Source organism: Bacillus cereus group sp. BfR-BA-01331 (assembly GCF_022663915.1).
In the GTDB taxonomy this organism is placed as follows: Bacteria; Bacillota; Bacilli; order Bacillales; family Bacillaceae_G; genus Bacillus_A; species Bacillus_A mycoides.
Genome location: NZ_JAKUGJ010000030.1, coordinates 1 through 12,151, shown reverse-complemented (window position 1 = coordinate 12,151; position 12,151 = coordinate 1). Strand labels below are relative to the sequence as shown.

Genomic DNA, 12,151 nt, shown 5'->3' with positions numbered 1-12,151 from the left:
TAACCCTATGGGTATTTTTCGCATCATATTAGCTATCATGTTAGTTGCTAGGATTCAATCTTATCATTAGAAATTAACTATGGTTTCATACACAAAATATCTAATACATACGGAATTTATTATTTTTATTTCTACAAGGCTTCTTTATATTACAGAAATTAACCTTTCCTAAAACGGCTTGCTTCTTCTATTTTGCATAATATACAGCAGTACGTTCATACTAGATATGAGCCGTTAAAAAGCTCATATAAATGGCTAACGTTTCATAACAAGTGGGCAAAGCAGACAGTTTATTGAACTGACTGCTTTGTTTATTTTTTATATTTTATCTGCCTTTTTTCTTGGTTGGAAACCAGTTTGCCTTAGAGACTCATTCCAACTGCCAAAACACCTTACATATGTGGATAAGGCAGGTATATTAGGATCTTTTAATATTACTTTGGCAGTCGGTAATTTTTGATATACATGAGCCCATTCCTTTAGCCTAGATAACAAAATCCCTCTTGTATACATATTGAACAAGTAACCGCCTTTTCATAGTTCCTTATTTATGGAATACTTTAACAAATCAAAAAAAAACAATACATACTGTTATTAAAAAGGCAAGCATCAAAATATGCTTGCCCTTTCTTCTAACGACGATGTTCCACAAGATCAATTACACCTAAAACAACGTGAGCTAAACCAAATCCAAATACTGTATTTGCAATCATCTTATTAGATCCACGAGTTTGCTTCAAAGCATAGCCCGCAGCTGTAACTGCTGTACCCAATGTAGTTGGAATTAATCCTTCACGAATATTCATAGTAACGTCCTCCTAGTATCGCAGTTAGTAATTTTGCTTTAATACTTTGGAATTAAAGTACTAAAACAAGTATTAGTATTTACATGCCTTGTGAGAATATGTGGAGTTATTTTAAATATCTTCTTTTCATTATGATACCGTGTAACTAAAAATGTTAATACGCAAGTTGTTTTAATACATGTACATGTTCCCTATCTTTATCTAAAATATCATGTATTAACATATGACTTTCTGGATCTAAATCACCATGTACAATTTCTTGTGATATTTGAACGCCATAATAACCTTCGCCCTTTAACGCGCTGCTTACAATTCCTTCATTATCAACCGGTACCCCTCCAAGATTTTGTATTCTTTCTGCTACTTTTAAGGCATGTTGTTTGTGATCTTGTTGTATTTTTTGAAATTCCTTTTTTATTTCTGGATCTTTTAGCTTCTCTATATAATGCTCATAGGCATGAATACCCATGTACTGCCCTTTTAGAAAGGCATTTAATGTATTGACTACACTCTGTTTTTCCATATCATCACTTCCTTTTTACGTTATCCTTTTACAGAAGTCGATCGATTATCCATACGTGTGTGCAATACTATTAGTTAATTTTTTGTTATATCGTGCCTCTAAATCCTTTCTCCTCTTTCACTCACTTTGAAATAAATATCATTTATGTTTAATCACTTCCCATTAGGTTCATACTAACTTTTGTTTAAAAAATATGAGAAATGGAGTTGGATTAAATATGGAATTTGAAGGTAGAAATTCTACTGAATCTTCACTTCTTCATTATAAATATGGTCTGGGTTTATTTACTGAGAAGATGCCTAAACTAGCTGAACAATTTAATTCCTTTACAGAGGAATGCTTTAAAGAAGGCACCTTATCCAAAAAACAAAAACAGTTAATTGCTTTAGGTATTAGCCTTTATTCTCAGGATGAATATTGTATCATTTATCACATTAAAGGATGTCTAGATCAAGGAGCTTCAGAACAGGAGATCTTTGAGGCGGTGGGAGTGACTGCTGCATTTGGTGGTGGTGGTACTATGAGTCAGGCAGTAACTCTTGTACAAGAATGTATGCAAGAGTTACTGCAGTAATAGGAGTATCATCATGGATTGAGGAATTTGTTACTATTCTCTTATTAACATAAGAGAATAGTAACGTGCTTTTAACTTCAAAAACATTCTAAATCCTTAAGTTGATGGATGTGTGGCGGGCCCCCTTTTACAAGGTGATTTTTATAATCTACATTTTGTTAAATTAATCCTTTTTAATTACGAGGTTGATTTATAAGTATTACATATGTAATACTTTATTCATATGGATTACATATGTAATCAGAAAGGGGATATATATCTATGAAAAAGTTACCTAGAATTTCAGAGGCAGAACTAGAAGTCATGAAAGTATTTTGGACCCAAATAACACCACTAAGTGCAAAAGAGGTGGTGGAGTATCTTAAAGAACAAAATGATTGGAGTCCTAAAACAATTCGAACATTAATGAATAGATTAGTAAAAAAAAATGCGCTTTCTTGTAATCAAGAGAATAAAAGAATGTATACATACACAACTTTAATTTCACAAGATGCTTATTTACAAGAGGAAACAAAGTCATTTCTAAAGCGGTTTTATGGGGTTGCTTTGAAGCCTTTACTTGTGAATTTTATAAAAGAAGATAAGCTCTCTTCTGAAGATATTCAGGAGCTGAAACAAATTTTGGATGAAAGAAGCGAAGTTAATAAAAGGAAGGATAAATAATTATGCTGTATGCATTTTGGAATATTTACCTTCCAGTCACGTTTGAGTGGATTATAGACACTTCCGTTATGGCAAGCATATTAATTATCTTACTATTATGCTTGAAAGTGGTACTAAGGAATCGATTGACAGCAAGATGGCACTATTTGATCTGGTTTATCCTTATGATACGATTAATTTTACCTTGGTCTCCAGATAGTTCCTATAGTATATATTCGTTACTTTCAAAAGAAATTAAACCAATTCATTCCGTTTTACTAAAAAATCCAGAAGGGGTAGAAGGAGTGAATAGTACAGTAAATACAACATCTGATTTTACTGTACACAATTCGCAAGAATCTAATACTAATGTTACAGATGATACGAATTATGGCCCTAAGTATGCGACGTCACCGATATCAGTTTATGAAGTCATTTCCTATATCTGGTTATTGGGAGTTCTATGCTGTATTTTAGTGACGTTAGTTGTGAATAAAAAACTAGCTCTCTATATACGAAAACAGCCCCTTATAACAGATAAAAGAATCATAGATATCTTTAATAGCTGTAAGCATGAAATGAAAATTTTAAAAAACATTCCGCTAATTTTTGCTGGTAAGCTTCCCAGTCCAACACTTGTCGGGATAAGAAAACCTTGTATTTTACTTACAGAAAAACATATCGATACGTTAAATGATAATCAATTAAGATTTATTTTTTATCATGAATTATCTCATTATAAACGAAAAGATGTGGGAATTAATCTGATTATGCATCATCTAGTGATACTGCACTGGTTTAATCCAATTATTTGGTATGCTAGCAAGTGTATAAGAGAGGATCAGGAAATTGCATGTGATGCACTAGCTCTTACATATGTAAATTCAGAAGATAATTTGGAGTATGGACATACCATTATCGCCTTATTGGAGCAACGTACGAATTGTTATCCAATACCAACAGTAGCAAATTTAAGTCGAAATAAACATAATTTAAAAAGGAGAATTGTAATGATTAAAAAGTTTAATAAAAAATCGTATCGCTTGTCAGCTTTGGGGATAGTGTGTGTAATTGGAGTATCTACATTCGCTTTAATGAATGCAAAGGCTGAAGAATCTTCTTCAAAAAAAGCAGAGTCACAAATTATAAAATCCGGTGAACAAAGTACGGAAAAACAATTAGTAAAAAATAAAGAAGGTAATCAATCTGAGCAAAAGAAAACGGAACAAGGGAATGAAAGTGAGAAAAATATTTCCCTTGAACAAAGTGACGTAGTAAGGGGGAATAATACAGGTGAAAGGAATGAATTGATAAGACATCAAGAAGGGCGTACTGATATGAAGAAAGGTATTCCTGTAACACTTAAACTTACAGAAAAGCAAAGACAGTCTCTTATTGATAGAGGGTTCCCTAAAGAGCAAACGGCTGAAGAATTTAAATCAACAAATCTTGTCCTAGTATCTTTGGTGAAATCTGTAGTCAATGAAGAGGGAATTGCAGTTCGTCCACCTCATGTTGGAGAAGTGGATGTAATACCTGCGGAGGAATACGAAACAAAATATGGAAAAACGTACTATGTCTACTTCCAGGCATGGAAGTAGACTGAAGGTTTATAAAATAGTAAAAATGTTATCTGAAATTGAATATCCAGATGTAAAAATGCTAGTTGAAAATAAAATAGTTTAATTAAGGGAAAGAATAAAATGATTATTAGAGTAATGAAAAGGATTATTAAATTAATACAAGCGAAAAAAATAATAAAAGAACGTTATATAACTTCATCTGTTGTAACAATTTTTAAAGTTGATAAATTTGAGTATGGATACGCTGCAGTAAGCCAAGAGCACATTCATTTATTCAAGTATGATAAGCAAAAGGAAGATGTTGTAAGGGTTCAAGCTTACCAGCTAGCGGAGTTTGACAGGGTAACTATTGAACATTTTGCTTTTAAAACAATCATGAAATTTATTGGTACAAATCGTACATTTATATTCACACCAATGCAACACTTTAAGGGTATAGAACATTTAATCCACTCCATTCCTTCTATCCAAGTTGTTACAATAAAACGCATATGGTTTCGTAAAATTATAGGATTCCGTTCCCTGCATAAATGGAAAATGTCTTTAGCTGTTATAGGTTATATTCTGATCTCTTTCATGAATATTAATCTCATTATGAATGAAGGAGAGAGCGATTCTAAAAAAGAAAAGCAAACATTAACAGCTAATCAGAAAATATTGGAAAATAGAATAAAAGGTGTTGTAGATCAAGTAATTGGACAGAAAAGGCTTATTAAATTAGAAATTAAAAAGGATATGAATTCAAAAGAAGCGGATAAACAAATAATTAATTTATCCTTACAAAGTAGGGAAGGTGTTACATTCTCAGATATAAAACATAGCATTTTAGATGACACGGCTAATATGTTATATAACTTAGCTTCTGATAGAGGTATTAATCAAATCAATTTCTCTTGGAAATTGCCACCGATAACAGAAAATACAAGTTTGAGAAATAATGCTCTAAAAATAACTTTTGATTATAAAGGAATACAAAAATACAGGCATGGGGCAGGTAATGAAAAAGAATTAACTAAGATAGCAATTAGGTACTGGAGCCATCCTAGTTTAGATGAATAAGAAAAAATAAAAAAGAATATAGATATTAAACCCTATAGAATAGACATTTGAAAAAGGGCTTTTCTATAGGGTTTCTCTTATATTATAAGAGAAACTTGAAAATAACAAAAAAAGTTGCAAAAAAAAATTAAAATTCTATTAAGTAACCTGTACATAAAGTTTGTAAGCGAAAAAGGTATATATTCGTTCAAATAAAGGGAATCACTATACAAGTCTGACTTAACAAAAGTTACCCCTATTATGGAGTTTTTATCTTGAAAGCAACGGATATATTATCATACATGCCAATCAATATGCTAAATTACATATCTAAAAAAGTATAATTTGTTAACATTTTCAAAATAAGGGTTATTCTTATAAAATTCTGTTAATATCAAACTTGTACCTATATAGAAAGAAGGGGATGTTTATATGTTTAAAAAAGTTATATTAGGGATATCATCATTAGCAATGGCATCGGTAGTTGGTTTAGGAATGGCATCGGAGGCATCTGCAGGACCAGCGGCACCTCTAACTTCTTTAAGTGTAGTGAAAGTAGAGTCACAATTGGGTGGGGTTGAATACATTAATCCTAATAGTTTTAGTACAACTAAAGATCATGGGGGCAGTTACTTATATATTTACACAAAAGAAATAGGGTATGGCCAGTTTCCTTTTGCTAAAATGAATGGATTTGATGTGAAAAATATTGGTTCACAAATAATTGGTGGTAATCCTATTGTAGGTTGGGAATATAAATGGGATGCATCAAATCATCAAGAAGGGACTTTTGAATATCAAAAGACTTCAATAAACTATCCAAGAGATACGTGGCGTACTTCACTATATATTAAATAGTCAGTTTTATATATTCGTAGCATAAAAATCCCTTCACCTTGTGTGGGGATTTTTTCATAAAGAAAAGACACCCTAAGGTGCCTTCCTCCGACTTGAACCACTTTACTTTTAATAATATGTTTTGGACTTCTATCCAAATACAATTTTATCATATTTTCCGAAAAATGAAAGCGGATTCAATAACCTGCTTAATGGTTTTATATCACCATTTACTTGTGAAAGGAAATCGCCTTTAGCGTATATAGGAAAGAATAGTATTGGAGCTGAGTTTCCTGGCTCATCATAGTACTTCTTAGCTTTCTCTAAAACTTCTCTCTTACTAAATGGGGTAGTGACAGAGTAGTTGTCATAGACCGCAAAATAAGTAAGGTTGAACCAACAGTAGCCTTAAAACCACCTATTATCATAATTAATATAGAAGAAACTTATTCTATATGGAGAAGTGGGGAAATAATAGCTATTATATTTACGGAAATGTTAGAGCTAAAGAAAAATACGTTTTATAAAGTAATGAAGGAATGTGAGAGAAAAAAGTAGCATCTTTCCTATGAAAAATCCAATTTTTCCCTATCTGTAAGAATCCTGGTTTTTTTGCACCAGAACAGTATTATATATATCGAGAAAAAATAAAAGACAACTCTAATTAAGAGCTGTCTTTTTGTGTAATAAATTTCACAAAATCTGAAGATATACAAACGAATATAATACGTTATGGTTATTATTATAACAAAAACGAATAGTATTTTGAAAAAAAATATTTGAATGAGTTTTTGAGCTTTTTGTTAACAATGTTCAAAAATAAACTTTTTGTAAAGGTTTTCTTTGAATATAATTATTTATTTTAAAAATATAATCATTTTTATTGTATTTCAATGGTTTTCTTATAAACCTTAGCTATATATTTAATAAAATCAATGACGGGATAGTGTATGAGTGAACGGTGCTGCGCAAATAGAATCCCTTCTTTTTCCATTTCGAAAATGAGTTGTTCCATTTTCAACTCTTTTTGTTGTATCTTATTAAAATTTTGGTATACAATGTTTTTCCATTGATAGGAGGAACCATGAAAATAACTCTCTCCTTTTACCCTGTGACTAAATATTATTTCTATTTTTTCTCTACGTTGTTTTTCCTTCATATGAGCTTCCGTTGACTGCATGTTTATCGCCTCTTCCCTTTGAGCTGTATACTGTTTCCAAAAATAAGGTCTAATTCATCATAGCTAATGTACAGTAATCTTGTTGGGAATTGTCGTTTAAGGCTATCTCATCAACTGTATTTGTTTTTTAAGCGCTTAATCTAATAAATTGGATCTTACGTCTAAATAAGTTGATAATGTGTATAAAATACTATCAATTTTTATTTAACAATAAATACAAAAACTCCATTTTGAAAAAAGATTGATCAAAATGGAGTTTCTTTTATAGCTAGGTACGAGTTTTTTATAAAAAAGTTTGATTATTTTAATACTCCTTATTGTACTAACGCACCTGTAATAAATAGTTTCTCAACACATTAATGCTCCTTATGTCTTTTCAATGAAAATTCATAGCGCATTGTATGTCTTACATCTTTGAATCCTTGCTTTTCATATAAAGTAATAGCGCCAATATTTTCAGACAGTACATTTAACTCTAAGTAATCTAAATTTCGATTTTCAGCCCATTTTTTTTGCTTCTAATAACAAAGCGGAACCAATTCCTTGATTTTGATATTTGGTTCCAACAATTATATCAGTAATAAAAGCGTATTTATGTTCAACCAAACACTTATAGGATGGTGTGATTAGTTCTTGATTAAGTAAAAACCCTACTGTACCGTTATCGATTTCAGCTATTAAAATATCCGAATCCTTTTCATTGATTGTCTTCCTGATAAACTCTACATCCTGCTTAGCAGGCTTTATATATTTCGGCTGAAAGTTTGACATTTTTAAAAAAAGTTCTTGATATAAAATTTCTATTTGATTAACTTCATCTAGCGTAGCTAACTTTATTTTCATATTATTCCTCCAAATAATTTTTAAAATTAGATAAGCTATATATACTCTTGGACTACATTATAACATGTTTCAAAATATTAAATTAACTATTCGGAATCTGATATTTAATGAGCTAATCTGTACCGTTAGTGAAATAAGAAATCCTATTAATTCTTAAAGCTAATAGGATTTCTTATCAATCTTTTTTAAAATTATCAAGCTTCATTTTAAAAGCCACAATAAAACGATTCTTTATAGGCATGCACCTTTTTACACTCACCAAGATTTAAAACATGACGAGTATCTTCATCCATGAATGTTATCCTCAGTATCCCTTTTTATATGAAAAAATCCAATAAAAACATAGCGCTCTTAAGGAGTTTTGTTACAAAATTATTATGTTGGACTTAAAAAAAGGAAAGTAATATTTATTTGTAGAAAATTTTTAAGGATAAAAATGAATGTAAAAATAGGATGATTATCTATGATAAGAAAAGGGGGCACTTATATATGCTAACAAATGATTTAGATTTCCGATTAGAACCACGTTTAAAAGAACTGTATGAACAACATAAAACAAGAGCGCAGAAGATAGACTGGGGTTATCATGAGTTTTTACCATGGGATAAGGGAATGGACTTTAAAAGAGTTCCTTGGGATGAAAGTCAAGTTACTCTTCCTTCTGGTGTAATTACGGCCATTGAAACAGCTTTATTAACAGAAGTGAATTTACCATGGTTTACAACGTATTTATCTGCGACTTTTAAAGGGTCCCTTTCTGTTATTACAGACTTTATTCATACTTGGACTTCAGAAGAGGATCAACATTCGAATTTATTGGAGACATATTTACTACTCACTCGAAGTGTGAACCCTAAACGATTACATGAATTAAGAAAGTCAGTCGTTGAGGGTGGATTTGAGCCCGATTTTCACACACCAATCGAAGCAATGACATATACGACGCTACAAGAACTTGCAACGATGGTGTTTTACAATAATGTAGCTAAGGTTGCAAGTAAGCACGATCCAGATCTTGCTACATTATTACGCCGTCTTGCAAAAGATGAAACTCTTCATTATGCGTTTTATCGAGACGTCATTCGAACACATTTGGAATTAGAACCTAATTATTGCTATCATATTGCCAATGTGATTAAGAATTTTAAAATGCCAGGTGCCGTCATGCCTGATTTTGAAAATAGAATGACTGTAATTGCAAAAGAAGCGAATTATGGACCACTACAATATTTTGATCAAGTACTTGATGTAGTGGTTGATTATTGGGGGTTAAAAGACTTACGACCAATTGCACCTTTAGCTGAAAAAGCAAGAATTGAGATTTTGGAGTACCACACAAGATTGAAAAAAATACGGGATCGATTTGGTCGTTTTCAAGGGAAAACGGATCTATGTTAATTAATCGATATTTTAGGATGTATATGGGCAAATTGACCGTCCCTTTATTGAGAATCTGACACACTCCCTATTGTTTTGGGGGTGTTTTTATTTGATTTAATTTTTAAAGAAAAAAGTAGTTGACACTAAAAATAATTTTATGATATTATAAAATATTTGATAAAAAATCACATATATGTTAAGGTTAAGAAGGTTACCATATATGGAGGTGGATTATATGTTTCAAATTGGCGATAACATTGTTTATCCAATGCACGGAGCAGGTATAATTGAAGCCATAGAAGAAAAAGAATTCTCTGGGAAAAAACAACAGTATTTTGTTATAAAAATGTCAATCAGTAATATGCAAGTCATGATTCCTATGGGTAAAATATTAAGTTCGAGTATACGCCCAGTTACTGATATACTTGCATTAAAACACATTATACACATTTTTCAGCATGGAGAATCAGATGAATTACTGCCGTGGAAACAAAGGTATAAAGTGAACACGGACAAAATAAAAACGGGTGAAATACAAGAAGGTGCTGAAGTTGTACGTGATCTAATGCGTATGAAAAAAGAAAAAGCACTGAATACAAGCGAAAAAAAAATGTTGGATAACGCACATGAATTTTTGATTAGTGAACTGGGATTAATTAAAGGGATCACTGAAAATCAATTAAAAAGTTTCTGTTAGGGTTCATTATAGATAATGTATTACATCCCCCGAAAATATCCTGAATTTTTCGGGAATATGATGATTATTAAAAGTAAATCATTTCAAAGACATTCAACTTCTTCAACTCACTTTTAGAGTAGGAACCTCTTTTGTTATTACTTCAATCTAATCCATTTTTATTTTTACATTTCTTTTACGAACGTTCGAAGTTTCATCAAATAACGCGATCAAATAGTCACTTGATTTTTGCAATCCTGATTCACACTGGCACGGACAAGGATCCGTAAGGATGAAAGAGAGGTAGGGCTTTCATTGTTTTAGGTAATATATTATCTAAGTCATTATTTCTAGAAGAAAAAACAATCGATCTCACCGCTATCTCTTTAAGAGTTCCTTACATCTACTGAGACAGTGAATAGGTAATTGTTTATCTCTTCTTTACGTAAAATTGATAAACGAACTGGTAACACCATATGGTCAACTACAAAAAATGGTTTCCAGACAAGGAAACCATTTTTAATTTCATTTACATAACAATAATAAATTAAGCAGGAAGAAGGAGTGCACACATGAAAAAAATGTTAACAAAAGAATTAAGTAATGAATTAAAGAAGCGGGAAGGGGTCATTTCTATTACAGTTGAGCCTTATGAAAAAATCGAAGTTGGTGGAATTCGTGTAGATGGACCAGCTGTTATTCTAATTAATCAAGAATAGTTGAATGCATGAAGAAAAGGATCAGCCTTTAAAAGAAGGGAGGATCCTTTTTGTTTGCTACTTTTATCTGATGTGTTGGAATTAAAAAGGAAGGAGAGGGTCGGGATTATCATGGTGGAAAGCTTAATATTGGTAGGATTTCTTTTTACGTTATATAAATTAGTTGATAAAAAACAAGCTAATTATTTAAAAAGATATATTGTTTCCCTTTTAAGGACGAGATTTATTTGATAGTGAAATGGATAATGTAAAGGAGGAATTTAGATGGATGCAAGGAAAGAACGCATAAAATACGAGAAGATGTCAAAGAACTATGAAAATATTTATTTAGTTTCGTTCCTCCTACTAATTGTACTTGTTTGTAGTAGTGTGGTTATCATAGGAGCTACAGGGGGAACATATGGAGTGTTTTTGTTGTTAGCAATTTTACTTAACGCACGTATTACGAAAGAATCTCAAAAAAAGTATGAGCACTATTCTAATAAAGGGCGTATTTAAAATGATACATAGCCTGAAAGGAACAACCTAGATGTACATGCAAAGTATCCCTATATCATTACCTATTAACTAGTAAAAAAGAATCGTATATAAATAATTTTTTAGTAATTTAGGAATAGAAAACGTAACTTATTAAAATGTTATTTTCGTTCATATAATGAATTATCCTTCTAGCATATTTATAGGATTTATATCATATAGTGAGAGAAAGAATGTAAATTAGAAAGGAGTCTTATAGAATGAGTTGTTTGGAGGGAAATGACTTTAGTGAACAAAATATGGTAAGTGTACCTAATCCCTTAATTTGATTTATAATAGATTGGCGTCATAGACGACCAAATAAAAACACAGGGTTTTATCTCTGTGTTTCTTCAAATTTTCGTTTTTGAATATATGCTTGCGCATGAATAATTTCTTCCTGAAGCTCTTTTAATTCTTTCATAGATTCTGATTCAATAGCCATGTAAGTAGTAACTAAACTGATCATCATATCCATCTTCTCTACTATATTTTGAATGACCTGTTCAGATTGCTCTTTTTTAGGGTGTTGTATTGCCTTTAATACATTTTCCATATAATTGTTTTTTCTTTGCTGGATATCATAAATAAACTGTTTTGTGTTTGAGTTCATTTGTTGTTCCTCCGTTTTGGATATACTTCTATTCTATCATATTTGAATAGAAAATATTGGATTCCCCTAAATTCACACCTGTCTCGTACATCTCCTCAAACAAACTTAGCTTGATGGCCATGGGGTACCGCCACACATCCATCAACTTAACGTATATTCTTATACAAAATGCGGTCTTTCCACGTAGTTTTTTATTATCTGTTATAGATGTTATAAAAGTA

The 12,151-nt window shown here is 31.3% G+C and carries 15 protein-coding genes and 2 pseudogenes; 10 read left to right on the top strand and 7 right to left on the bottom strand.

Annotated features, from left to right (window positions below; translation table 11 throughout):
• Window positions 1-318: 318 nt before the first annotated feature.
• The 3 genes from MR155_RS27505 to MR155_RS27495 form a co-directional block, all read right to left on the bottom strand.
• On the bottom strand, window positions 319-513 hold the full coding sequence (locus tag MR155_RS27505; protein ID WP_242311611.1) for a homing endonuclease associated repeat-containing protein: 195 nt from the start codon (window positions 511-513) through the stop codon (window positions 319-321).
• Between the two features lie 119 nt (window positions 514-632).
• Window positions 633-806 (bottom strand): hypothetical protein, encoded by a 174-nt coding sequence (locus tag MR155_RS27500; protein WP_001025956.1) that lies wholly within the window; start codon window positions 804-806, stop codon window positions 633-635.
• A 154-nt stretch (window positions 807-960) separates the two neighbouring features.
• Window positions 961-1,329 (bottom strand): DUF2383 domain-containing protein, encoded by a 369-nt coding sequence (locus MR155_RS27495; protein WP_242311609.1) that lies wholly within the window; start codon window positions 1,327-1,329, stop codon window positions 961-963.
• A 217-nt stretch (window positions 1,330-1,546) separates the two neighbouring features.
• On the opposite strand from MR155_RS27495, the gene MR155_RS27490 reads away from it, so the two are divergent.
• From MR155_RS27490 to MR155_RS27470, 5 genes are all read left to right on the top strand, one after another.
• Window positions 1,547-1,903, top strand: a complete 357-nt coding sequence (locus MR155_RS27490) for a carboxymuconolactone decarboxylase family protein (RefSeq protein WP_113937265.1) — start codon at window positions 1,547-1,549, stop codon at window positions 1,901-1,903.
• 261 nt (window positions 1,904-2,164) lie between these two features.
• Complete coding sequence (locus MR155_RS27485; RefSeq protein ID WP_242311607.1) at window positions 2,165-2,566, top strand: BlaI/MecI/CopY family transcriptional regulator; 402 nt, start codon at window positions 2,165-2,167, stop codon at window positions 2,564-2,566.
• Window positions 2,567-2,568: 2 nt separating this feature from the next.
• Window positions 2,569-4,146 carry a M56 family metallopeptidase gene (locus tag MR155_RS27480; protein ID WP_242311605.1) on the top strand — a complete coding sequence of 526 codons (1,578 nt, stop codon included), beginning with the start codon at window positions 2,569-2,571 and terminating at the stop codon, window positions 4,144-4,146.
• Window positions 4,147-4,248: 102 nt separating this feature from the next.
• Window positions 4,249-5,187: a hypothetical protein gene (locus MR155_RS27475; RefSeq protein WP_242311603.1), complete on the top strand. Its 939-nt coding sequence runs from the start codon at window positions 4,249-4,251 to the stop codon at window positions 5,185-5,187.
• 411 nt (window positions 5,188-5,598) lie between these two features.
• Window positions 5,599-6,024 (top strand): DUF4879 domain-containing protein, encoded by a 426-nt coding sequence (locus tag MR155_RS27470; RefSeq protein WP_242311600.1) that lies wholly within the window; start codon window positions 5,599-5,601, stop codon window positions 6,022-6,024.
• A gap of 129 nt (window positions 6,025-6,153) precedes the next feature.
• On the opposite strand, the pseudogene MR155_RS27465 reads toward MR155_RS27470, so the two are convergent.
• Window positions 6,154-6,348 (bottom strand): annotated as a pseudogene (locus tag MR155_RS27465) (hypothetical protein); the annotation flags it as partial.
• 90 nt (window positions 6,349-6,438) lie between these two features.
• Here MR155_RS27465 and MR155_RS31890 point away from each other — a divergent pair.
• Window positions 6,439-6,561: pseudogene (locus MR155_RS31890) on the top strand (recombinase family protein); the annotation flags it as partial.
• Window positions 6,562-6,883: 322 nt separating this feature from the next.
• On the opposite strand, the gene MR155_RS27460 reads toward MR155_RS31890, so the two are convergent.
• Together MR155_RS27460 and MR155_RS27455 are read right to left on the bottom strand one after the other, a co-directional pair.
• Window positions 6,884-7,183 carry a hypothetical protein gene (locus tag MR155_RS27460; protein WP_002204046.1) on the bottom strand — a complete coding sequence of 100 codons (300 nt, stop codon included), beginning with the start codon at window positions 7,181-7,183 and terminating at the stop codon, window positions 6,884-6,886.
• 498 nt (window positions 7,184-7,681) lie between these two features.
• Window positions 7,682-8,026 (bottom strand): GNAT family N-acetyltransferase, encoded by a 345-nt coding sequence (locus MR155_RS27455; RefSeq protein WP_242311599.1) that lies wholly within the window; start codon window positions 8,024-8,026, stop codon window positions 7,682-7,684.
• Between the two features lie 489 nt (window positions 8,027-8,515).
• Between MR155_RS27455 and MR155_RS27450 the strand changes: the two genes are divergently transcribed.
• The 4 genes from MR155_RS27450 (at window position 8,516) to MR155_RS27435 (ending at window position 11,299) form a co-directional block, all read left to right on the top strand.
• Window positions 8,516-9,424: an acyl-ACP desaturase gene (locus tag MR155_RS27450; protein ID WP_078205172.1), complete on the top strand. Its 909-nt coding sequence runs from the start codon at window positions 8,516-8,518 to the stop codon at window positions 9,422-9,424.
• 217 nt (window positions 9,425-9,641) lie between these two features.
• Window positions 9,642-10,103 (top strand): CarD family transcriptional regulator, encoded by a 462-nt coding sequence (locus MR155_RS27445; protein ID WP_002169666.1) that lies wholly within the window; start codon window positions 9,642-9,644, stop codon window positions 10,101-10,103.
• A 551-nt stretch (window positions 10,104-10,654) separates the two neighbouring features.
• Window positions 10,655-10,801, top strand: a complete 147-nt coding sequence (locus MR155_RS27440) for a BC1881 family protein (RefSeq protein ID WP_000738549.1) — start codon at window positions 10,655-10,657, stop codon at window positions 10,799-10,801.
• Between the two features lie 264 nt (window positions 10,802-11,065).
• Window positions 11,066-11,299 (top strand): hypothetical protein, encoded by a 234-nt coding sequence (locus MR155_RS27435; RefSeq protein ID WP_242311597.1) that lies wholly within the window; start codon window positions 11,066-11,068, stop codon window positions 11,297-11,299.
• A gap of 355 nt (window positions 11,300-11,654) precedes the next feature.
• On the opposite strand, the gene MR155_RS27430 is transcribed toward MR155_RS27435, so the two are convergent.
• On the bottom strand, window positions 11,655-11,930 hold the full coding sequence (locus MR155_RS27430) for a hypothetical protein (protein WP_002144215.1): 276 nt from the start codon (window positions 11,928-11,930) through the stop codon (window positions 11,655-11,657).
• Window positions 11,931-12,151 lie beyond the last annotated feature (221 nt).

Coding starts and splice junctions, on each gene's coding strand:
- MR155_RS27450 (WP_078205172.1), top strand. CDS start 8,516: ATGCTAACAAATGATTTAGATTTCCGATTAGAACCACGTTTAAAAGAA.
- MR155_RS27435 (WP_242311597.1), top strand. CDS start 11,066: ATGGATGCAAGGAAAGAACGCATAAAATACGAGAAGATGTCAAAGAAC.
- MR155_RS27455 (WP_242311599.1), bottom strand. CDS start 8,026: ATGAAAATAAAGTTAGCTACGCTAGATGAAGTTAATCAAATAGAAATT.
- MR155_RS27460 (WP_002204046.1), bottom strand. CDS start 7,183: ATGCAGTCAACGGAAGCTCATATGAAGGAAAAACAACGTAGAGAAAAA.
- MR155_RS27445 (WP_002169666.1), top strand. CDS start 9,642: ATGTTTCAAATTGGCGATAACATTGTTTATCCAATGCACGGAGCAGGT.
- MR155_RS27440 (WP_000738549.1), top strand. CDS start 10,655: ATGAAAAAAATGTTAACAAAAGAATTAAGTAATGAATTAAAGAAGCGG.
- MR155_RS27495 (WP_242311609.1), bottom strand. CDS start 1,329: ATGGAAAAACAGAGTGTAGTCAATACATTAAATGCCTTTCTAAAAGGG.
- MR155_RS27505 (WP_242311611.1), bottom strand. CDS start 513: ATGTATACAAGAGGGATTTTGTTATCTAGGCTAAAGGAATGGGCTCAT.
- MR155_RS27470 (WP_242311600.1), top strand. CDS start 5,599: ATGTTTAAAAAAGTTATATTAGGGATATCATCATTAGCAATGGCATCG.
- MR155_RS27485 (WP_242311607.1), top strand. CDS start 2,165: ATGAAAAAGTTACCTAGAATTTCAGAGGCAGAACTAGAAGTCATGAAA.
- MR155_RS27480 (WP_242311605.1), top strand. CDS start 2,569: ATGCTGTATGCATTTTGGAATATTTACCTTCCAGTCACGTTTGAGTGG.
- MR155_RS27500 (WP_001025956.1), bottom strand. CDS start 806: ATGAATATTCGTGAAGGATTAATTCCAACTACATTGGGTACAGCAGTT.
- MR155_RS27490 (WP_113937265.1), top strand. CDS start 1,547: ATGGAATTTGAAGGTAGAAATTCTACTGAATCTTCACTTCTTCATTAT.
- MR155_RS27475 (WP_242311603.1), top strand. CDS start 4,249: ATGATTATTAGAGTAATGAAAAGGATTATTAAATTAATACAAGCGAAA.
- MR155_RS27430 (WP_002144215.1), bottom strand. CDS start 11,930: ATGAACTCAAACACAAAACAGTTTATTTATGATATCCAGCAAAGAAAA.